Consider the following 20,176-nt stretch of genomic DNA (forward strand, 5'->3'; position numbering starts at 1 on the left):
CCCTCCTAAAAAACTTTATAATTTGTTAGGCGTGATAGTATAAAATATGTGATTATTCCAGCGGCAAATATACCAATATAGTAACTAAACAAGAAATTTAAACTGTATATTTTATAGCCACCAAGTAAAGTGAAATATAGTGTTGTTCCCCATACCCATATTCGTAAATGCTTCTGGAAAATAAATATTTTTTGACTGTTTTCATTTGGTGATCGTGTATATAAATATGTTCCAAGTAGTAAATAAAATATTGTATAGAAAATAGGGACTAACATTGATTTAGCTGAATAATACGTATGAGATGCTGGATCTCTTAAAATAGTTGGATCGTTCTCACTCTTACGAGATTCTGGATCATACTGATAAGTGATAGAAAAGTGCTTAATTGGTGCAACCATATTCGTTTTTTGATTGATTTCATGAAGTTGTTTATAAAAATTTGGATTCCTAGTATCCATGGCATTTAAATGGTTTATTGTGAAAGTGTATAATAACGTAGTAAATGTAACTCCCGCTAGTAACCACGGAATACAAAAAACAAGCTGTGAAACAACACTTCCAGTAAAAGTGCCGATGCATAATGCAGCTGTATATACTGCAACATAAGAAACAATCGCATAAAGAAAGTATCGGTGAAATGGACTAAATGATTGATAATCAAAATGAATAGTTGTTCTATAAATAACATACATAAGAATCCAATTTATAAGTAATGAGCTCACAATACAAAATGAACCGAAAGCCCATTTCGATAAGAAAACATCTTTTCTTTTAAACGGCATCGTCATAAGTAGTGTATTAGATTGGTTACTACGTTCCCAACCTATCAATAAGCAAGCTAAAGCAATGATAAGAAGAGTTAACCAAAAACTATTACCTTCTCCTGAAGAAAAGGTATAAAAATAATAATACTGTTTCCCTTTTTCTTGTAATTCGTAATATTTATCGAGTTCCATCTGAGCACTTCTATAGTATCCGAGAGATAGAAGATAAAGGGAACTAAAGAAGAATAGCAACACAGCATATTTCCCGCGTTTCCAATTCCACATCCACAACGCTTTATGAAACATACCCATCCTCCTCCAGTGTCGTAACGAAGACATCTTCAAGTGACATTGTTAATTCTTCAATAAGTATAGGTTGTTCTTTGTAAAACTTCTCCAGTGTTGTAGCCACATTTCCTTCGATTAAGATTGTATATACTTTTCCTGTTTGATTTAATATTTTAATATTGCTTAAGTTTTCTAGTTTTTGAGGTAATGAACGTTCATAAGCAACTTGTATTTTAGCAAATCGTGATTTTGCATCGTCTAGTGATGTAATAGACGAGATAGTATGGCCTTTTAATATAATAATTGTATCTGCAATTTGTTCTACTTCATCTAAATGGTGGGTGGAGATGAAAATGGTAATCTCTTTTTCTGCAACTTCTCCAACGAGAAACTGTAAAATTTTCCTTTTCACGATAGGATCAAGTCCATTTGTCGGTTCATCTAAAATGATATATTCTGCTTTTGTAGAAACAGCTAAAATGATGGCGAGCAGTGCTTTCATGCCTTTTGAATAGCTACGAATTCGTTTGTTTGGTAAGTTGAAACGTTCTAGTAGTTCGTAGAAATATGGTTCATCAAATGCTGTATAAACTGCTTTATAAAACTTCACGATTTCTTTTACTGTATAACCGTTCAGTATGTTAGTAGAATCCGGAACATATACGATTTTTTGTTTCGTTTCAGGATTTTTATGGATGTCGATATCCTCATATGTAACAGTTCCCTCGTCTGGGTCTAAAATGCCGACTATCGTTCGTAATAAAGTTGTTTTTCCCGCGCCGTTTCTTCCAAGTAATCCGATGATACTCCCTCTTTGCAATGTGAAAGAAACATCGTCTAAAATCGTTTGATTATCAATTGTTTTCTTCAGGCTTGTCACTTTCAGCATCTGTATTTCCTCCAATCTCTTTATAGTATGAATCTATCCAATCATGAATTTTATCTTTCGTAATACCAAGATAAGAGGCTTCTAATAGTAATTGATGAAATTGCTTTTCAACCATAGCGATTTTCCTTTCGTCTAATGTTGGGGTAATCGATTGGGATACAAATGTTCCTTTTCCTCGTAACGTTTCAATAATTCCTTGTCGCTCTAACTCTTGATACGCTTTACTCACTGTATTTGGATTTATAACGAGTAAAGAAGCGAGTTCGCGTACAGAAGGAAGTTTATCACTTGGAGCCAACATGTTTTTCAATACGAGTTCTTTTATATTTTGAACAATTTGTTCCCATATCGGAGTGTTGCTTCTTGGGTCAAGTTGAATATGCAAGAGCAATGTCTCCTTCCTCATATGTATTAAGTGTACTACTATGTGTAATACACTTAATACAATATAGGGGACGAATATATTTGTCAACTGAAAATAATAGAAAAAATTGGTATTAAAAAAAGGGAAATTGGAAAAAATAGGTCTGATATAGAATGGAGGGTTAGTCATGAAGCGAGTTTTTGGAATACTTGTTTGTTTCATGTTATTGCTTTCTGGAACTTCAGTGAGTTTTGCGCAATCTGAAAAAACGAAGCAGGAGAAAACAGAAGAAACAACGCCGAAGTTAGCGGAACAAGCGTCGTCAGCAATCGTAATTGAGCAAGATACAGGTAAAGTTTTATTTGATAAAAACCCAAATGAAAAATTACCACCTGCTAGTATGACAAAGATTATGACAATGCTTTTAATTATGGAACAAGTTGAAAAAGGAAAACTAAAACTGACCGATAAAGTTAGAGCAAGCGAACATGCAGCTTCAATGGGTGGATCGCAAATCTTTTTAGAACCTGGGGAAGAGATGACTGTAAATGAGATGTTAAAGGGTATTGCAATTGCATCTGGAAATGACGCATCTGTTGCAGTAGCCGAGCACATCGCAGGTTCAGAAGAAGGATTTGTAAATATGATGAACAAAAAGGCGAAAGATTTAGGGCTGAAAAATACACATTTTCAAAATCCAACAGGTCTTCCGGCCAAAGACCATTATTCGACAGCAAATGATATGGCTATAATGGCGAGAGAATTGATGAAGTATCCACTTATTCGTAAATACACAGGTAAGTACGAAGATTATTTACGTGAAGATACGGATAAAAAGTTTTGGCTCGTTAATACGAATAAACTAGTACGTTTTTATCCTGGCGTAGATGGAGTAAAAACAGGTTTTACGACAGAAGCGAAATATTGTTTAACAGCATCGGCTGAAAAAAATGGTATGCGTGTCATTTCAGTTGTCATGGGAGCACCAACATCAAAAGAACGGAACAACCAAGTGACAAAGCTTCTTGACTATGCATTTGGACAATATATGACAAAGAAATTGTATACGCGCGGCGAAAAAATTAAGACAGTTCAAGTAGGAAAAGGGAAAAAAGAAAAAGTAGATTTAGTTGCATCAGATAATGTTTCTCTTCTTATGAAGAAGGGCGAGAATATGGACAAGGTAAAACAAGAAGTAATTGCTGAAAAGAAAGTAAGAGCACCGATTAAAAAAGGTGACGCGCTTGGTACACTTGTTATTAAAAAAGATAAAGATGTTTTATTAAAACAAACAATTGTAGCAAAAGAAGATGTTGCTGCAGCGAGCTGGTGGGAGTTATTTAAAAGAAGTTTTGGGATGTTTTCAACATCAAAATAGCGGCAAATATTTTGCCGCTTTTCTATTCGTATGTAAGTGAATAATGCTGAAAGGTTTCACTTTATGACGAAATAGTTCTTCTTTTGTCAGCAGGAAGGATTCTTATTTTGTATCACGAAAATCTTTATGTATGTGAATAAGTAAAGTTTGAGCATAAGGAGGAAATCGTGTGAGTCTTTCCATGCAATTAGAAGTAAAACGTGACGTCCTATGTGTGAGACTAGAGGGTGAATTAGATCATCATACGGCTGAAGAGTTGCGAACGAAAGTAACAGATATGATTGAGACACATGGTGTTCATCATATTGTTTTGAGCCTAGAGAACTTATCTTTTATGGATAGTTCTGGTCTAGGTGTTATATTAGGCCGATATAAACACGTAAAGGGATTAGGTGGAGAAATGGTTGTTTGTGCAATTTCACCGCCTGTTAAGCGTTTATTTGAAATGTCGGGCTTATTCAAAATCGTTCGCTTAGAAGAAAGTGAAGCGCACGCGCTCGCGACGTTGGGGGTGGCATAGATGAGAAATGAAATGAACCTTCAATTTTCAGCATTAAGTCAAAATGAATCATTCGCTCGCGTTACAGTGGCGGCTTTCATTGCACAACTAGATCCAACGATGGAAGAATTAACGGAGATTAAAACAGTTGTGTCAGAAGCGGTTACAAATGCAATTATTCATGGATACGAAGGAAATGCAGAAGGTATTGTTTATATTTCTGTAATTTTGGAAGAAGCAATGGTGAAACTCACGATTCGAGATGAAGGGATTGGAATCTTTAACTTAGATGAAGCGAGACAACCCCTTTTTACAACTAAACCTGAATTAGAGCGTTCCGGAATGGGATTTACTATCATGGAAAATTTTATGGATGAAGTAGAAGTTATTTCAAACGAATCTTTCGGGACAACAATCCATTTGACAAAATACTTATCAAATAGTAACGCTCTATGCAATTAAGGAGAATAGCCTATGGACATAGAGGTCAAAAATGAGAAGAAGAAACCTCAGTTAAAGGACCACGAGCTAAAAGCGTTAATTCAAAAAAGTCAAGATGGAGATCAACAAGCGAGAGATACAATCGTTCAAAGTAATATGCGCCTCGTTTGGTCGGTTGTACAGCGGTTTCTTAATCGAGGATACGAACCAGACGACCTATTTCAAATTGGGTGTATTGGGCTCTTGAAATCGGTAGATAAATTTGATTTATCTTTCGACGTGAAATTTTCAACATATGCAGTTCCAATGATTATTGGTGAAATACAACGTTTCTTACGCGATGATGGATCAGTAAAAGTTAGTAGGTCTTTAAAAGAAACAGGAAACAAAATTCGAAAGATGAGAGATGAGCTTTCGAAAGAATTCGGAAGGGCTCCAACGATTAATGAAGTGGCAGAGGCACTAGAACTAACGCCAGAGGAAGTTGTGCTAGCACAAGAAGCGAGCCGGGCCCCTTCATCTATACATGAAACTGTATATGAAAACGATGGAGATCCAATCACTATTTTAGATCAAATTGCAGATCAATCTGAAACGAAATGGTTCGATAAAATTGCTTTAAAAGAAGCGATTAGAGAACTAGATGAACGAGAGCGCTTAATTGTATACTTGCGTTACTATAAAGATCAAACACAGTCAGAAGTAGCAGAGCGCATAGGCATTTCGCAAGTACAAGTTTCAAGACTTGAAAAGAAAATATTAAAACAGATGAAAGATCGAATAGACGAATAATTGTCTATTCGATTTTTTTATGCCGTTAATAGGAGAGAGATGTTAATTTTCGCAAAAATTAACAGAATTTATTGATAATTTAGTCAATTTAAAATATAATCCAAGTATGAACTTGTCATAAAGGGGGAAGGAAACATGGAAACGAGGCAACAATGGGGAACGAGAGCTGGATTTATTTTTGCAGCGGTCGGATCTGCCGTTGGATTAGGAAACATATGGCGTTTTCCTTATACAGCGTATGAAAATGGAGGAGGAGCATTCTTTTTACCGTACTTATTTGCATTATTAACGACTGGTATTTCATTGTTAGCGTTTGAGTTTGCCCTTGGTCATCGTCATCGTGGTTCAGCACCACTTACATTTTTCCGTATTAGCCCGCGTGCCGAATTTATTGGATGGTGGCAAATGTGCGTAACATTTATCGTTTCAACATATTATGCAGTGATTATTGCTTGGTCTATATCGTATACATACTTTGCAATTACTGGAGCATGGGGAAAAGACACGCAATCATTTTTATTTAAAGAGTACTTACATGTTGCAGATAAGCCAGGGCAATTTGGAGGACTTGTACCGGAAGTATTAATTCCATTAGCTCTCGTTTGGATTATTGTACTTGGCGTTGCATTTAAAGGAGTTAAAAAAGGAATAGAAGTTGTTAACCGTATATTTATTCCTTTATTAGTTGTTATGTTCCTTATTATCGTCGTTCGTGCAGTGACGATGGAAGGTGCTATGCAAGGACTAGATGCATTCTTTAAACCAGATTGGAGTCGTATTTTTGATGGGAAAGTATGGCTTGCTGCTTATGGTCAAATATTCTTTAGTTTATCTTTAGCATTTGGAATTATGATTACGTATTCTAGTTATTTACCGAAAAACTCGGATACAACAAATAATGCCTTTATTACTGGATTTGCAAACTCAGGATTTGAATTATTAGCAGGTATTGGGGTCTTTGCAGCTCTTGGATTTATGGCGAATAATATGGGAGTACCGGTTGATAAAGTAGCAAGTGCTGGCGTTGGGCTTGCGTTCGTAGTATTTCCGCAAATTATTAATGAATTGCCGATGTCACCGTTGTTTGGTGTATTATTTTTCTTATCGTTAACGGTTGCTGGAATCACATCACTTATTTCACTCGCGGAAGTATGTTTTGCCGCTGTATCTGAAAAATTCAGTTTAAGTCGGGAAAAAACCATTGGAATTATGGGAACCCTTCTCGTGTTAGTTTCTCTTGTATTTGCAACACGTGGTGGGCTTATGTTCTTAGATGTTGTCGACTATTTCGCTAATAATTTCGGATTAATTACAATTGCACTTGCGGAAGTAGTGACGATAGGGCTCATTTTACGTCGTTTACCAGTTTATCAAAATCATGCAAACTTTGTATCTGATATTAAATTAGGAACGTTTTGGAGAGTGAGTTTACTCGTTATTACTCCGCTTATGTTAGGGTATATGCTAATTGATGGTACAATCCAAAATATTAAAAAGAATTATGGAGATTATCCGACTGAGTTTGTTGTAACGTATGGTTGGTCGATAGCAGCAGCCTTCCTTATTGTTGCGCTAATTATTAGTCTAAAGAAATGGAATGCACAAATACATTCGGATTCTGCCAAGCTTGAAAAAGAATGGAAAGATCGAGGTGTTTCATAATGAGTGGATCAGCAATTATGATGATGGTTATTGGAATAGTAGTCATTTGGGGAGGGCTTGCATTAAGTATTGCAAACTTATTTAAGAAAAAGGCATAAGTAAAAAACATCTGTACCGAAATGGTGCAGATGTTTTTTTATGAAAAAATTGTATTAGAAAAAAATTCAATAACCATACTACAACTACGAGGAAGAGTGAAGGGGTGAATGAAAGTTGGAACAAACGATTTATATTAAAATGCGCAATCGTTTAAAAGTTTCTCCTACTTATGAAGTAAAGCTGGGCGATGTTGCTCAACTTGCCGGAGATTCTTCCGTAGTTGAGTTGTTACAAAATGAGATAGTTTACAAAATAACAGTGCATGATAAGACGCATGTTGTAATTGATGTTATGAAAGTAATTGAGATTATTCAACAGAAAGCATCTCATGTACAAATTAATTTACTCGGTTCTGGACAAACTCTTGTTGAAATTATATACGAAAAAAAGAAGGCGCACCCAATTTTTTTCGGGCTTGTATGGCTGTTACTGTTCATTGGAGCCGCCCTTGCGATCATTTATTTCCATGAAGATGTAAGTATGCAACAAGTACATCAACGGTTATATTACATGATTACTGGAGAATTTAATGCGCAACCACTTTTATTTCAAATTCCTTATTCTTTAGGTCTTGGCTTAGGGATGGTTTTATTCTTTAATCATGTATTTCAAAAGCGAATTAATGAAGAGCCAAGTCCGCTAGAAGTTGAGATGTTTCAATACCAACAGTCACTTGATCAGTATGTAATCGTTAATGAAAACAAGGATAATATGAAACAACTTACCGATGATTGAGTCTGGATTTGTTATTTTAATTGGTTTAGCTGGAGGGATTGCGGTAGGTAGCGGATATGTCGCATTTTTAGCTGTACTTGGTATAATCCCCCGTTTAGCCCAATTAACGAGAAGTGGAAAGCATATTCAATATTTTGAGTGGGCAGTCATTGCAGGTACTTTAACAGGGGCTTGGTGCAGTTTGAAAAACATTACATTTCAAACGTCGCAATATTGGCTCGTTATATTAGGGATATTTTGTGGCACGTTCATTGGAATGCTTGCTGCAGCATTAACAGAGGTGCTAAATGTTCTACCTATTTTAGCGAAACGAGTAGGGGTAGAGGGGAAGATTATTGTTTTACTCGTCGCTCTTGTACTTGGGAAAGTAATAGGATCGTTGTTTCACTGGATTTATTTCGTAAAGTAGGAGGCAGTATATAAATGACAAGTCAGAAATTGAAGGATGATTACATAAATAAAGTGAAGGAGTATCATCCAAAGCCAAACTATTTGCTAAATTGTATTAAAGCATTTCTTGTAGGTGGACTCATTTGCACAGTTGGAGAAGTATTGATGAAATTTTATATACATTATTTTCACTTCAGTGAACAAGAGGCAGGAAACCCAACTGTTGCAACCCTTGTTTTATTATCCGCGATTTTAACAGGGTGTGGTGTATATGATAAAATCGGTCAATTTGCTGGAGCAGGATCAGCGGTACCGGTAACAGGATTTGCAAATTCTATGGCGAGCGCTGCCTTAGAACATAAGAGCGAAGGGGTTGTTCTAGGGATTGCTACAAATATGTTTAAACTGGCAGGAAGTGTGATTGTATTTGGGGTTGTTGGTGCATATATCATTGGGTTAATAAGGTATACCTTTAAAATTTTTATGTCTTAAAGGAGGGCTAGTATGAGGTTGACCGGAAAACAAACGTGGGTATTTCAAAATGATATATATGTGAATGCAACGGGTACTGCTGTCGGTCCGAAAGAAGCTGAGGGCCCTCTTGGGAAAGAATTTGATATTTCATATGGTGACTTGCATTGTGGAGAAGAAAATTGGGAGCTTGCCGAACGAAGATTAATGTCAGACTCAATTCAACAAGCAGTGCAAAAAGGGAATATAAAAACATCGCAAATTGATTTCTTTTTAGCGGGAGATTTATTAAATCAAACAGTGACAGCAAATTATGTTGCGCGTAAGTGGGGCATTCCTTTTTTAGGAATGTTTAGCGCTTGTGCGACGTCTATGGAGACTTTAGCAGTTGGCTCAGCTTTTATAGACGGTGGATTTGCAAATCGTGTCTTAGCTACAGTAAGTAGTCATAATGCAACGGCTGAAAGACAATTTCGCTATCCAACAGAGTACGGTGGACAAAAGCCAGGGACAGCAAATTCAACTGTGACTGGTGCAGGATCTATATTAATTAGCAATGAAAAAAGTGCAATTAAAATTACGTCGGCTACAATTGGAAAAGTGCAAGATTTAGGAATTACAAATCCTTTGGATATGGGGGCAGCGATGGCTCCAGCAGCAGCTCATACAATTCAACAACATTTTGAAGATTTAAGAAGAAGTGCCGATGATTATGATTTGATTGTTACGGGTGATTTATCAGCTGTTGGGACGCCGATTGCGAAACAACTTTTACTTGAGGAAGGTTATGATCTTGGGCATATATACAATGATTGTGGATTGATGATTTATGAATCAAGTCAAGAAGAAGTGTTTGCAGGTGGTAGTGGTTGCGCTTGTTCAGCAGTTGTCACATATGGTCATTTATTACACGAGATGCAAAAAGGGAATTTACAACGAATTTTTGTCGTTGCGACTGGTGCATTATTAAGCCCGATGATGATGCAACAGAAGGAAACGATTCCAACAATTGCACATGGTGTCGTATTTGAGAGAGTTAAAGGAGAGTGAATTGTGGATTTTATATATGCATTTCTTGTAGGTGGAGTTATTTGTTTAATTGGGCAACTATTGTTAGATTTCGTAAAGTTAACACCAGCTCATTTAATGGCAACTTTTGTAGTCATCGGAGCAATTTTAGATGGATTTGGATTGTACGATAAACTAATAAAGTTTGCAGGTGCTGGAGCAACAGTCCCTATTACAAGTTTTGGACATTCACTATTGCACGGAGCAATGCATGCAGCAGAAAAACATGGATATTTAGGAATTGGTATTGGCATGTTTAGTTTAACGTCTGCGGGCATTTCCGCAGCGATATTGTTTTCGTTTTTTATAGCACTTATATGTAAACCGAAAGGATAAATCAAATGAGACGAAGGGTTGTTTTGGTCACAGATGGAGATGAATATGCAAAGCGGACAATTGAGCTTTTAACGAAGGAATTTGGGGGAAGGTGTATTTCAGCATCACAAAGTAATCCAACCAAATTGACAGGGAAAAAAGTTGTTGAGCTTATTATGCAAACGCCATATGACCCTGTATTTGTCATGTTTGATGACAGTGGATTTATTGGAGAAGGATCTGGTGAAAAGGCTTTAAAATATGTGGCTACCCATAAACAAATTGATGTGCTCGGTATTTTAGCGGTAGCGTCTAATACGCATCATTGGGAATGGGCACGTGTAGATGTAAGTGTAGATCGGAATGGGAATTTAACCGAATACGGTGTTGATAAATTTGGACTTCCAGATGGGGAAATTGGCAGAATTAGCGGAGATACAATTTATTGTTTAGATGACTTGAATGTTCCTGTCATCGTTGGAGTCGGTGACATTGGTAAGATGTGTGGAAATGATGAATGGGAGAGGGGATCACCTATTACGAAGAAAGCAATTCAATTAATTTTGGAAAGGAGTGGTTTTTATGACGAAGCCTAAAAAAGTGGATATCCCTATATCAACTTTCATAAGTGACAATGAAAATTATTTAAAGCAGACAGTTGGGCTAGGCGTTACATACGATGTTGGCATTCGTAAATTTCAAATTTTGAATAAAGAAATTGGTGTGTTATTTGTAAACGGACTTTGTGATACAAATTATATTATCCCTATTTTAGAAGAAGCGGTGGATACAAATGAGATAAGGGATGTAGAAGAAGATACAGTGAAGCTTTTAGAGAATCGCTTAATCCATCAACAAGTAAGTAAAGTGAAAACGATGGATGAGGTAATGCTCCAAGTATTATCAGGACTCATCGTGATATTTGTGGAAGGTGAAACGGAAGCGTTCGCAATCGATGTTCGTAGTTATCCAGGGCGAACGCCGACAGAACCAGATACCGAAAAGGTAGTACGCGGTGCAAGGGATGGATTTGTTGAAAATATCGTTGTAAATACAGCATTAATCCGTAGAAGAATTCGAGATCCACGTCTTCGAAATGAAATGGTTCGAGTGGGAGATAGATCACAAACGGATATTTGCATTACATACGTTCAAGATGTTGCAAATCCGGATTTAGTAAAGATTATAAAACAAGAATTAAATAACATCGATGTAGATGGAATTACGATGGCGGATAAAACAGTAGAAGAATTTGTTGTAAAGCAAAGCTATAACCCATTTCCACTTATTCGATATACAGAAAGGCCAGATGTAGCAGCAAATCATCTACTAGAAGGACATGTGTTAGTACTTGTTGACACATCGCCAAGTGCTATGATTACACCGACAACATATTTTCATCATTTACAGCACGCGGAAGAGTTTAGACAAAATCCAGCTGTCGGTACATTTTTACGCTGGGTGCGCTTTTTAGGTGTTATATTCTCGTTATTTTTATTACCATTTTGGTTAGTGTTTGTATTTGATCCAACTCTTTTGCCAGCAAATCTTGCTTTTATTGGACCGACTAAGATGACGCATTTACCAATTTTATTACAGGTGTTAATGGCAGAGGTCGGACTTGAGTTTTTAAGGATGGCAGCCATTCATACTCCAACGCCGTTATCGTCTGCAGCAGGGTTGATTTCCGCTATATTAATTGGTCAAATTGCAATTGATGTAGGTTTGTTTGTGCCAGAAGTAATTTTGTATGTAGCAGTTTCGATGATTGGTGCATATGCAACACCGAGTTATGAATTAGGATTAGGGAATAAGGTTGGGAAATTGTTTGTTATTATTTTAACAGGCCTCTTCCATGAGATGGGATTTGTAATTGGTATGACGATATTAATTTTATTTTTAACGTCTATAAAAAGTTTACAAACACCTTATTTATGGCCGTTTTTACCATTTGATTGGGGCGCATTAACAAAAATTTTACTCCGTCCAACGATGTCTAGTTTAAAAGTACGACCAAGTATTGTAAGACCTCAAAATGTAAAAAGACAAAAATAAACGGGATTATACACCCGTTTATTTTTTTTAGCAAAAATTTATTATTTTTTAACAAAAATCAAACATTTTTTGTGTACACTTAGAGTAGATATTGTGTATGGAAGGGGAAGAGGACATGATTAAATTATTTGTAAGTGATTTAGATGACACGCTCGTTTACGATGTGAATCATATGCAAAAAGAAGATGAACGTGCGCTGTGTTGGTTAGCTGAGAAAGGGACAAATATTTGTTTTGCCTCTGGCCGCTTTACACACAGAATTGATGAAGTTGTAAAAAGGTTTTCATTCCCATATTATACAACTGGCTTAAATGGAGCGACAATGTTGCTTCCGGATGGAAATTTATTTCATGAATCGAGTTTTGAAAATGTGGTTGCCCAGGAAATATATCGATATATACATAAAAAAGGACTAGCGGATATTGTTTGTGCAAATGAGCAGCGATATACAAAAAGGAAGAATGAACATCACCATAATTTTGAAGCGTATATGGGCGTGCATATCGCTGAAATTGAAGCGTTAGAAGAAGAGTTTGGTAAGACTGTACAACCTGCAAAATTGTTTGTTTTTGGAGAAGAAGAGAAAATTGTGACGTTAGATCAAGAGCTACGAGATACGTTTCAAGGCGAAGCGGAAGTTTTTATATCAGGTAAACGCTATGTTGATATTATGCCAAGAGGCGTGAGTAAGGGGAGTGCTCTAAAGCGACTAATGGACCATTTGCAAATTGAAGCAAATGAAGTTGCTTGTATTGGAGATTCTTTCAATGATATTTCTATGTTTGAAGTAACCCCGCATTCATTTACTCTTCATCATGCCCATCCATATGTAAAGGAGAAAGCAAATCATATAGTGCGTTCGGTTGAAGAGGCTGTTATGAAATTACCATTACTTGTATAAAAAAGAAGCCCGTCACTGGCGGGCTTCTTTTTTACTTGAATAAAGATTTTACAAAATCAATGATACTTGAGAAGAAATCTTTCACTTTATCTAGAAAACTTTGTCCTTCTTCAGAACCTAAGAAGGCAGAAACGTGTTCTTTTGCTTTGTTTAATTGACTACCAACTTGATTCCAATCGATATTAAGATTTTTCATTTTATCAAATAACGATACTAAGTTATCTAACTGTTCATCTGTCAATGTAATGCCGAGTTGATCAGCAATTTTTTTAATTAATGAACGTAAATCTTCTGTTGTTTTTGGCTGTTCTTTTGCAATTTCTTCTTTAATTTTTGCAACAAGTTGAACTGCTTTTTCTTCACCAATTTTATCACCAAGCTGGGCTGTTTGTACCATTTCTTCATTCGCTACTTTTTTAACTTCTTCAGGAATTTGTTTATTGGACGCAGTTTCGTATGCTTTCATTAATCCAGTTAAAGCTGCAGTTCCTGAAACTTTAAAAGGTGCAGTAATTTGAATTTCTGCATCTTTTACACCTGCTGTAATCAAAGCGTTAGTGTACATTGCATCTGTTACCCAGTTAATGTTCTTTGATCGTACAATAAGACCAGATCCTGGTTTTGTGTATGTAATCATAGAAGAAGAAATTGCTCTCGTACCAATTTGTGCTTTTGGAACAATGCCTTCTAGAAATTTATGTTCTTCCGCATTAGATACAGTAATAATTGTAGCATCTTTCGGTGCTTTCATTTCTTTTAACAGATCTTGTTTTTGTTGTTCAGATAAGTTCTCTCCTAATGTAACAATTGATTCTCCCTCGATGATGTCTGCAAACGAAGCTGTTGGCATCATAAATACCGTTACAGCTAATAGCAGAGCTAGTAATTTCGTTTTCACGAAAAATCGCTCCCTTTCTCTTTCTAAAATTTTCGGGCAACAAAGTTATTATAGTATATATTTCTTATTTGTCACCTAGCTTTTTCCACATTTCAAAAAAGAAGTATCTAGATTGTCGGATTCTTTTTGTTTCTAGTCATGAATGTGGTAATATAGTGCTGAGATAGTTGAAAGGAGACATATACGTATGAAAACTTTAGGATACATATTAATGGAAAACGGTGAAAAAATCGACTTGGAATTTTTCCCAGAAGAAGCACCGAAAACAGTAGAAAACTTTAAAAAATTAGCAGAGCAAGGATTTTATGACGGTGTTACATTCCACCGTGTTATTCCTGGCTTCGTAAGCCAAGGTGGAGACCCAACAGGTACAGGTGCAGGTGGCCCAGGTTACTCTATTCCATGTGAAACTGATGGAAACCCTCATAGACACCTTGTAGGATCACTTTCTATGGCTCACGCTGGCCGTAACACAGGCGGTAGCCAATTCTTTATCGTTCATGAGCCACAGCCGCATTTAGATGGTGTTCATACTGTATTCGGTAAAGCAACAAGCGGTATTGAAACAGTATTAAAAATGCGTCAAGGCGATGTAATGAAAGAAGTTAAAGTTTGGGAAGAATAAGGTAAGGAAAAAGAGAGCTTTTGCTCTCTTTTTTATTTTTAATGAGATTGAGTACTACTTCTACAGCTCATCATACAAGTAGTAGTGTTGCTAAAATATATTGCTTGTGAGAACAAACCTTTAACCAATTACATAGAATACATTACATTATATGTTTCAATAAATATTTTTTGTTATATTAATTTTGCTAGAATTGTGCTGCTTTAGAGTAACTATAAATGAAGTGCTGTTGAATGATATGTTTCTTTCCATTCCATATAAAATTTTCTTTTTTTAACTCTATTTATTAAAGGAATAGTGCTGAAACATAGATTTGACTTTCTTCTTTTCGCTTTGTATGATTATCAAGTTGTTTTAGACTCTTCTCACTCTGTTCAAAATATTGTAAAATGAATGTGATATGAAAAGAGTGATTGAGGGGATTACTAGTTTGTAACTTTTGTAAGAAGGGATAAGGGTTATGTTAATTCGTTTTAAAAAAAGTTATGAAAAAATTGCAATGGGGCTTCTTTCGTTTATGCCAACTGAAAAAGATGTGAAAACATTACAATTGACAATGAAAGAATATGAAGCAAAAGATGATTGGCAATTGTATTTGTGGAAAGAAAATGAAGATTTTGTTGGAATAATGGGGATTGTAAAAAAAGAGAATCAAGTATTAGAAATTCAGCATTTGAGTGTGAACCCGTCTCACCGTCATGTGGGGATTGGGACGAAGATGGTTCAAGAGTTAAAGAGTAAATTTCTTGAGTTTACAATTTGCGGAAATGAGCAAACAGCAAGTTTTTGCGAAAAATGTAAAGGGCTAGAACAAAATATACATTCGTGAAAGCAGAGATAAGTAGTTTATTATCTCTGCTTTCTTTTTTGTAATTGTTCGTTTCGTTCAGTAATGACCTCTGTGCGATCACGCAAAGTGTGCTTGTTTATAATATATTCACCTGGGATAGCATTCAAGTCTTTCCAAGAGAGGTTTTGTTTTTGACATAACTCTATGCACTGCTTCTCTAACGATGAATCTGATAAGGGTAAAAATAAAGGTACAAAACGTTCTTTTTTATGGATAGATTGCAATCTTTCATTGAGCAAGGAAAGAAGTTGTACTTGATTAATTCCTAAACGTTGTAAAGGCACACCGCTTTTTTCTAAAATTGTAATTGCGCTTTTCATCATTTTTGTAGAACCATTCCAATTAGCACGTCTTTGGTGGTATAAAGAAACTGCAATTTGAATGAGACCAACTAAGTAATGATCACGATTACCTCTTGGTTTTGTCTTCCAATACTCTTCTAGTATTTCGTGGCATTCAAAATAGTCATAATCTCCATGGAAATGAATTAAAAATTGTATGTATTCGGTAGGATACATGTTTTCTCGCTCCTATCTAACGGTTATACATATAAGTGTATCATAGAAATATGAACAATAAACGACTAGGAGGTTTCCCCCTAGCCGTTATTGTTCATATTAGCAGAAGCAAGCTGCTCCTACAATAATTAGTAAAATAAACAGTACAACAAGTAATGCGAACCCACCGCTAAAACCACAATCAACGTGACCCATAGTTTTTTGACCTCCTACATTGTTCTTACTACACTGTTATCATATGAAGTGGTGGGCATGATGACATAGGCATCGGTCTATTTTTAATTAAATTTCTTAAAAAGGTTGGATAGAACATGAGTATGCTCTATACTTATGTTGTTATAGAAAAAATGTGGTGGGATGCTTTGTGCAATATAATTTTAAAGTAGAGGCTTTTGAAGGGCCGTTAGATCTATTGTTACATTTAATACATCGTTATGAAATTGATATATATAATATTCCTGTAGCAGATATTACAGAGCAATATTTATCTTATGTGCATACGATGAAAGAACTTCAATTAGATGTTGCAAGTGAGTATTTAGTAATGGCTGCAACGTTATTACAAATTAAAAGTAAGATGTTGTTGCCGAAACATGAAGAAGATGTACTTGATAACGGTGATGATTTTATAGATGATCCTCGTCAAGAATTGATGGAGAGGTTAATTGAATATAAGAAATATAAGCAAGTTGCTACTGAGTTAAAAGAAAGAGAACAAGAAAGAGCACAGCTATATACACGTCCACCAATTGACTTTACATCGTTGCAACAAGAAGAGGAGACAAGCTTACCTCTTGATGTTACGTTATATGATATGCTAGCAGCATTTCAAAAATTAATGCGCCGTAAAAAGGCAAAAAAACCTGTAACAACACGTATTACTCGTCAAGAAATACCAATTGAACAGCGAATGACTGATATTTTAAAACAGTTAAAAATAAAGGGTGGTCGCCAAAGTTTTTATGATTTGTTTGTTGATGATGAACGTGAAATAATGGTTGTAACATTTTTAGCAGTTCTGGAACTTATGAAAAACCAACAAATCATAATTGAGCAAGAACATAATTTTGATGAAATTTTCGTATCAAGCTCTAATAAATCTGCATAGAGCAAGTATGTGAAAATGGGATAGCAACATTTTATCTCATGCTATGTTTTAATGTATCGTTTGGAACAAGAGAAAAAATATTGAACCGAACGCATTAATTGTGATTCGGTTTTTTGATGTGTATTTTTATGAGAAAATAGAAGGAAGGAGCTCGTGAAATGGATAGGAAAGAACAAAAGTCAATTATTGAAGGCCTTTTATTTGTTTCTGGTGATGAAGGGATTTATCCAGAACAAATAGCGAAAGTTCTTGAAATTGAAATGAATGAAGCAATTAATATTTTAGAAGAAATGCAACAAGAATGTGAAGGTGCAAACCGTGGTTTGCAAATTGTACAGTATGCAAAAGTATATCGTTTTGCTACAAAGAAAGAACATGCTTCATATTATCAAAAATTAATAGATACACCAACAGCTGCTTCACTCTCACAAGCTGCCCTCGAAACGTTAGCGATTGTTGCATATCGCCAACCAATCACAAGGACTGAAATGGAAGAGATTAGAGGAGTTAAAACTGATAAGGCGTTACAAACGTTGGTTTCACATTTACTTATAAAAGAAATGGGAAGAGCAGAAGGACCAGGGCGTCCTATTTTATACGGAACAACAAAAGAATTTTTAGACACATTTGGATTGAAAACATTAGATGATTTACCACCGCTTTCTGAAGAGAATGAACAAATGAATGAAGCAGATTTATTCTTCGGTTCCTTACAAGAGATATCGAAATAAAAGCTTAGCATTTTGCTAAGCTTTTTTTGTATATCAATTATTTACAGTGCCATACTAAATGAAAAAAGGAGACGAGTTATGAGAGGTATGCGGATTATTTTATTATTAGTTTCTGTTTTATTATGTTTTTCTTTAAATAGCGCATCAGCTAAAAGGTATATGATGTCCATTCATACTACGTCTCCTTTACATATGCATCGGCAACATCTTAGTAAAATGAAAGTGAGCTTTTTAAAAGTGGGGCAAGGTGACGCAACACTTATTATAATGCCAAATGGACAAACAATGTTAATTGATGGAGGACCTTATGAAGCAGGAGAGGTTATTATTCAGAAATTAATTGAGAAAGGGATTAATCATTTAGATGTAATCGTCAGCACGCATCCCGATATGGATCATATAGGGGGGTTAATTCCAATTGTAGAGCAAATGCCGGTATCGCTTATATTAGATAGCGGAAAAACATATAGTTCTCTTACTTATCATACGTATCGGAATAATATAAAAAAAAGAGGGATACCTTTCGTTTCAGTAAAGGAAGGACAATATATACCGCTGGATCCACATGTTTCTATACAAGTATTAAACAACGGGAAATCAAAAGATGAAAATAATGAATCCTCAATTGTTTTAAAGGTGCGATATGGAAAAGCGGATTTTTTATTAATGGGTGACGCGGATGTACGGACAGAACATGAAATATTAAAACAATTTGATGTCCATGCAGATGTGTTAAAAGTGGGGCATCACGGCTCATATACTTCAACAAGTGAAACGTTTATAAAAAAAGTGGAACCGCAGTTTGCTATTTTGTCGTACGGGAGTAGTAATCCGTATGGACATCCTCACCAAAGTGTAGTGAAACGCTTAAAAAGGCACGGTATAATGGTATATAGAACGAATAAAAGTACAGTAGAAATGGAAACAGATGGTGAACATATTATGTTAGAGTCTAGCGGGTTAATGCCATTATTGAAGTGATTTCTATATTAGGGGCGATACTGTCCCTTTTTGGAAAAATGAATAATATATATTATAATTATAAGAGACGTAAGAAATTTCCTTTTCTGTTGAATAAAAAGGAAATTTTATTAGAATGTATAGACAACTACTCGTGTGTATATTAAGATGGAACTAGGCGAATAAGGTAATAATAACAAGTAGGTAATTCATGGGAAAGGATCGATGAAAATGAAAACGCAAATTGTCATCAATGCCAAAATTTACACAGGTCAAGAAATAGTGGAAAACGGATTTATTCGTTACGCAGAAACCATTAAAGAAATTGGTTTGATGGCTCAATATGTACCACAAGAAAATGAAACTGTTTTTGATGCTACAGGGAAGATTGTAATTCCAGGTATGATCGATGTTCATATTCATGGTGGATACGATATTGATGCGATGGATGCAAATAGCGATGGGTTAGTAACTCTAGGTAAAGAAATGTTAAAAGAAGGGGTTACAACTTACTTCCCAACAACAATGACACAAGCTCCAGAGGCAATTGAAGCAGCGTTAACTGCTGCAAAAGAAGCAAAAGAAAAAGGAGCGCATTTCGGATATATTCACTTAGAAGGACCTTATGTTTCAAAGAAACGTGCAGGTGCACAACCACTTGAACATATCGTTCCTGCAAATATTGAGCAATTTAAACAATGGCAAGAAGCAAGTGGGAATTTAATTAAATTAGTAACATATGCACCAGAAGAAGAGGGAGCATTAGAGTTTGAACAATATCTTGCTGAAACTGGTGTAGTTGGCACAATGGGGCATACAGATGCAATTGATGGGCAACTAAAAAATAGAAAAATTACACATGCAACACATTTATACAATCAAATGCGTGGATTACATCACCGTGAACCAGGAGTTGTTGGTCATGTGTTATTAAATCCAGATGTAATGGTTGAAGTAATTACAGATGGTATTCATATTCACCCTGATATGGTGAAATTAGCATATAAGTTAAAAGGACCAAAAAAAGTAAGTGTTATTACTGACGCAATGCGTGCAAAAGGTCTTGAAGATGGATTATATGAGCTTGGCGGACAGCCAGTACATGTAAAAGATGGTAGTGCTCGATTAGAAGATGGAACGTTAGCTGGTAGTATTCTAAAAATGGATCAAGCTTTCCGAAATGTAATTGAATTTACAGGTTGTTCAATCGAAGATGCAGTACTGATGACATCAGTTAACCAAGCAGAAGAGTTTGGATTAAATAATAAAGGTGCATTAGCGGTAGGAAAAGATGCAGACTTTGTTGTGATGAATGAAGATTTACATGTATATGATACGGTTCGTTTAGGAATTCATATGAAGGAAGGGAAGTAAT

At 35.6% G+C, this 20,176-nt stretch carries 26 protein-coding genes; 20 read left to right on the forward strand and 6 right to left on the reverse strand.

Annotation, left to right across the window (positions count from 1 at the left end; all coding sequences use genetic code 11):
* Positions 1–5: 5 nt before the first annotated feature.
* Genes MKY38_RS01590 through MKY38_RS01600 form a run of 3 tightly spaced genes read right to left on the reverse strand, consistent with a single transcriptional unit; the run spans position 6 to position 2,326 of the window.
* Positions 6–1,070, reverse strand: a complete 1,065-nt coding sequence (locus tag MKY38_RS01590) for an ABC transporter permease subunit (RefSeq protein ID WP_065222910.1) — start codon at positions 1,068–1,070, stop codon at positions 6–8.
* Positions 1,060–1,941, reverse strand: coding sequence for an ABC transporter ATP-binding protein (locus MKY38_RS01595; protein ID WP_065222911.1), 882 nt, complete (start codon positions 1,939–1,941; stop codon positions 1,060–1,062). Before MKY38_RS01595 ends, MKY38_RS01590 begins: the two co-directional genes overlap by 11 nt.
* On the reverse strand, positions 1,907–2,326 hold the full coding sequence (locus MKY38_RS01600) for a GntR family transcriptional regulator (protein ID WP_065222912.1): 420 nt from the start codon (positions 2,324–2,326) through the stop codon (positions 1,907–1,909). Before MKY38_RS01600 ends, MKY38_RS01595 begins: the two co-directional genes overlap by 35 nt.
* A 166-nt stretch (positions 2,327–2,492) precedes the next feature.
* Between MKY38_RS01600 and dacF the strand changes: the two genes are divergently transcribed.
* The 14 genes from dacF (at position 2,493) to MKY38_RS01670 (ending at position 13,111) form a co-directional block, all read left to right on the forward strand.
* Entirely contained in the window at positions 2,493–3,683 is a 1,191-nt protein-coding gene (gene dacF, locus MKY38_RS01605; RefSeq protein WP_065222913.1) for a serine-type D-Ala-D-Ala carboxypeptidase DacF, read from the forward strand.
* 169 nt (positions 3,684–3,852) lie between these two features.
* Positions 3,853–4,203 carry an anti-sigma F factor antagonist gene (gene spoIIAA, locus MKY38_RS01610; RefSeq protein WP_000059135.1) on the forward strand — a complete coding sequence of 117 codons (351 nt, stop codon included), beginning with the start codon at positions 3,853–3,855 and terminating at the stop codon, positions 4,201–4,203.
* Positions 4,204–4,644, forward strand: a complete 441-nt coding sequence (gene spoIIAB / locus MKY38_RS01615; RefSeq protein ID WP_001243398.1) for an anti-sigma F factor — start codon at positions 4,204–4,206, stop codon at positions 4,642–4,644. It abuts the gene before it with no gap.
* 12 nt (positions 4,645–4,656) lie between these two features.
* Entirely contained in the window at positions 4,657–5,415 is a 759-nt protein-coding gene (gene sigF, locus MKY38_RS01620) for an RNA polymerase sporulation sigma factor SigF (protein ID WP_000350729.1), read from the forward strand.
* Between the two features lie 135 nt (positions 5,416–5,550).
* Positions 5,551–7,077 (forward strand): sodium-dependent transporter, encoded by a 1,527-nt coding sequence (locus tag MKY38_RS01625; protein WP_000450089.1) that lies wholly within the window; start codon positions 5,551–5,553, stop codon positions 7,075–7,077.
* Positions 7,077–7,175, forward strand: a complete 99-nt coding sequence (locus MKY38_RS01630; protein WP_000016826.1) for a methionine/alanine import family NSS transporter small subunit — start codon at positions 7,077–7,079, stop codon at positions 7,173–7,175. The genes MKY38_RS01625 and MKY38_RS01630 overlap by 1 nt, the downstream gene beginning before the upstream one ends.
* Before the next feature lie 115 nt (positions 7,176–7,290).
* Positions 7,291–7,911 (forward strand): stage V sporulation protein AA, encoded by a 621-nt coding sequence (locus MKY38_RS01635; RefSeq protein WP_114555467.1) that lies wholly within the window; start codon positions 7,291–7,293, stop codon positions 7,909–7,911.
* Entirely contained in the window at positions 7,904–8,320 is a 417-nt protein-coding gene (gene spoVAB / locus MKY38_RS01640) for a stage V sporulation protein SpoVAB (RefSeq protein ID WP_000572936.1), read from the forward strand. The genes MKY38_RS01635 and spoVAB overlap by 8 nt, the downstream gene beginning before the upstream one ends.
* 14 nt (positions 8,321–8,334) lie before the next feature.
* On the forward strand, positions 8,335–8,793 hold the full coding sequence (spoVAC, locus tag MKY38_RS01645) for a stage V sporulation protein AC (protein ID WP_000203810.1): 459 nt from the start codon (positions 8,335–8,337) through the stop codon (positions 8,791–8,793).
* Between the two features lie 12 nt (positions 8,794–8,805).
* Complete coding sequence (gene spoVAD / locus MKY38_RS01650; protein ID WP_065222915.1) at positions 8,806–9,822, forward strand: stage V sporulation protein AD; 1,017 nt, start codon at positions 8,806–8,808, stop codon at positions 9,820–9,822.
* Positions 9,823–9,825: 3 nt separating this feature from the next.
* Positions 9,826–10,176, forward strand: a complete 351-nt coding sequence (spoVAE, locus tag MKY38_RS01655; RefSeq protein ID WP_000345916.1) for a stage V sporulation protein AE — start codon at positions 9,826–9,828, stop codon at positions 10,174–10,176.
* Positions 10,177–10,181: 5 nt separating this feature from the next.
* Complete coding sequence (locus MKY38_RS01660) at positions 10,182–10,751, forward strand: stage V sporulation protein AE (protein WP_001254415.1); 570 nt, start codon at positions 10,182–10,184, stop codon at positions 10,749–10,751.
* Positions 10,738–12,210: a spore germination protein SpoVAF gene (gene spoVAF / locus MKY38_RS01665; RefSeq protein WP_000165595.1), complete on the forward strand. Its 1,473-nt coding sequence runs from the start codon at positions 10,738–10,740 to the stop codon at positions 12,208–12,210. The genes MKY38_RS01660 and spoVAF overlap by 14 nt, the downstream gene beginning before the upstream one ends.
* A gap of 97 nt (positions 12,211–12,307) precedes the next feature.
* Positions 12,308–13,111, forward strand: coding sequence for a Cof-type HAD-IIB family hydrolase (locus MKY38_RS01670; RefSeq protein WP_065222916.1), 804 nt, complete (start codon positions 12,308–12,310; stop codon positions 13,109–13,111).
* A gap of 31 nt (positions 13,112–13,142) precedes the next feature.
* Here MKY38_RS01670 and MKY38_RS01675 read toward each other — a convergent pair whose 3' ends face one another.
* Complete coding sequence (locus tag MKY38_RS01675) at positions 13,143–14,009, reverse strand: DUF1002 domain-containing protein (RefSeq protein WP_000850515.1); 867 nt, start codon at positions 14,007–14,009, stop codon at positions 13,143–13,145.
* Positions 14,010–14,196: 187 nt separating this feature from the next.
* Here MKY38_RS01675 and MKY38_RS01680 point away from each other — a divergent pair, with 187 nt between their 5' ends.
* Positions 14,197–14,634, forward strand: a complete 438-nt coding sequence (locus MKY38_RS01680) for a peptidylprolyl isomerase (RefSeq protein ID WP_000853782.1) — start codon at positions 14,197–14,199, stop codon at positions 14,632–14,634.
* A gap of 460 nt (positions 14,635–15,094) precedes the next feature.
* Positions 15,095–15,463 (forward strand): GNAT family N-acetyltransferase RibT, encoded by a 369-nt coding sequence (gene ribT, locus MKY38_RS01685; protein WP_000908401.1) that lies wholly within the window; start codon positions 15,095–15,097, stop codon positions 15,461–15,463.
* A 20-nt stretch (positions 15,464–15,483) separates the two neighbouring features.
* Here ribT and MKY38_RS01690 read toward each other — a convergent pair whose 3' ends face one another.
* Positions 15,484–16,002, reverse strand: coding sequence for a DUF309 domain-containing protein (locus MKY38_RS01690; protein ID WP_000283597.1), 519 nt, complete (start codon positions 16,000–16,002; stop codon positions 15,484–15,486).
* Positions 16,003–16,101: 99 nt separating this feature from the next.
* Positions 16,102–16,197 carry a YjcZ family sporulation protein gene (locus MKY38_RS01695; protein ID WP_000510194.1) on the reverse strand — a complete coding sequence of 32 codons (96 nt, stop codon included), beginning with the start codon at positions 16,195–16,197 and terminating at the stop codon, positions 16,102–16,104.
* Positions 16,198–16,366: 169 nt separating this feature from the next.
* On the opposite strand from MKY38_RS01695, the gene scpA reads away from it, so the two are divergent.
* From scpA to nagA, 4 genes are all read left to right on the forward strand, one after another.
* Positions 16,367–17,110, forward strand: coding sequence for a segregation/condensation protein A (gene scpA, locus MKY38_RS01700; RefSeq protein WP_001199753.1), 744 nt, complete (start codon positions 16,367–16,369; stop codon positions 17,108–17,110).
* A 158-nt stretch (positions 17,111–17,268) separates the two neighbouring features.
* Positions 17,269–17,841, forward strand: coding sequence for a segregation/condensation protein ScpB (gene scpB / locus MKY38_RS01705; protein WP_000375168.1), 573 nt, complete (start codon positions 17,269–17,271; stop codon positions 17,839–17,841).
* 78 nt (positions 17,842–17,919) lie between these two features.
* Entirely contained in the window at positions 17,920–18,822 is a 903-nt protein-coding gene (locus MKY38_RS01710; protein WP_001214830.1) for a ComEC/Rec2 family competence protein, read from the forward strand.
* Between the two features lie 210 nt (positions 18,823–19,032).
* Positions 19,033–20,175 carry an N-acetylglucosamine-6-phosphate deacetylase gene (gene nagA, locus MKY38_RS01715; RefSeq protein ID WP_341050233.1) on the forward strand — a complete coding sequence of 381 codons (1,143 nt, stop codon included), beginning with the start codon at positions 19,033–19,035 and terminating at the stop codon, positions 20,173–20,175.
* The last annotated feature ends 1 nt before the right edge of the window (position 20,176 follow it).

The organism is Bacillus sp. FSL R5-0585 (genome assembly GCF_038004545.1).
In the GTDB taxonomy this organism is placed as follows: Bacteria; Bacillota; Bacilli; order Bacillales; family Bacillaceae_G; genus Bacillus_A; species Bacillus_A cereus.

Bases quoted from the DNA above. Each gene is read 5' to 3' on its own strand.
- MKY38_RS01590 (WP_065222910.1), bottom strand. From the start codon at position 1,070: ATGTTTCATAAAGCGTTGTGGATGTGGAATTGGAAACGCGGGAAATAT.
- MKY38_RS01595 (WP_065222911.1), bottom strand. From the start codon at position 1,941: ATGCTGAAAGTGACAAGCCTGAAGAAAACAATTGATAATCAAACGATT.
- dacF (WP_065222913.1), top strand. From the start codon at position 2,493: ATGAAGCGAGTTTTTGGAATACTTGTTTGTTTCATGTTATTGCTTTCT.
- spoIIAB (WP_001243398.1), top strand. From the start codon at position 4,204: ATGAGAAATGAAATGAACCTTCAATTTTCAGCATTAAGTCAAAATGAA.
- sigF (WP_000350729.1), top strand. From the start codon at position 4,657: ATGGACATAGAGGTCAAAAATGAGAAGAAGAAACCTCAGTTAAAGGAC.
- MKY38_RS01625 (WP_000450089.1), top strand. From the start codon at position 5,551: ATGGAAACGAGGCAACAATGGGGAACGAGAGCTGGATTTATTTTTGCA.
- MKY38_RS01630 (WP_000016826.1), top strand. From the start codon at position 7,077: ATGAGTGGATCAGCAATTATGATGATGGTTATTGGAATAGTAGTCATT.
- spoVAB (WP_000572936.1), top strand. From the start codon at position 7,904: ATGATTGAGTCTGGATTTGTTATTTTAATTGGTTTAGCTGGAGGGATT.
- spoVAC (WP_000203810.1), top strand. From the start codon at position 8,335: ATGACAAGTCAGAAATTGAAGGATGATTACATAAATAAAGTGAAGGAG.
- spoVAD (WP_065222915.1), top strand. From the start codon at position 8,806: ATGAGGTTGACCGGAAAACAAACGTGGGTATTTCAAAATGATATATAT.
- MKY38_RS01660 (WP_001254415.1), top strand. From the start codon at position 10,182: ATGAGACGAAGGGTTGTTTTGGTCACAGATGGAGATGAATATGCAAAG.
- spoVAF (WP_000165595.1), top strand. From the start codon at position 10,738: ATGACGAAGCCTAAAAAAGTGGATATCCCTATATCAACTTTCATAAGT.
- MKY38_RS01670 (WP_065222916.1), top strand. From the start codon at position 12,308: ATGGAAGGGGAAGAGGACATGATTAAATTATTTGTAAGTGATTTAGAT.
- MKY38_RS01680 (WP_000853782.1), top strand. From the start codon at position 14,197: ATGAAAACTTTAGGATACATATTAATGGAAAACGGTGAAAAAATCGAC.
- ribT (WP_000908401.1), top strand. From the start codon at position 15,095: ATGTTAATTCGTTTTAAAAAAAGTTATGAAAAAATTGCAATGGGGCTT.
- MKY38_RS01690 (WP_000283597.1), bottom strand. From the start codon at position 16,002: ATGTATCCTACCGAATACATACAATTTTTAATTCATTTCCATGGAGAT.
- MKY38_RS01695 (WP_000510194.1), bottom strand. From the start codon at position 16,197: ATGGGTCACGTTGATTGTGGTTTTAGCGGTGGGTTCGCATTACTTGTT.
- scpB (WP_000375168.1), top strand. From the start codon at position 17,269: ATGGATAGGAAAGAACAAAAGTCAATTATTGAAGGCCTTTTATTTGTT.
- MKY38_RS01710 (WP_001214830.1), top strand. From the start codon at position 17,920: ATGAGAGGTATGCGGATTATTTTATTATTAGTTTCTGTTTTATTATGT.
- nagA (WP_341050233.1), top strand. From the start codon at position 19,033: ATGAAAACGCAAATTGTCATCAATGCCAAAATTTACACAGGTCAAGAA.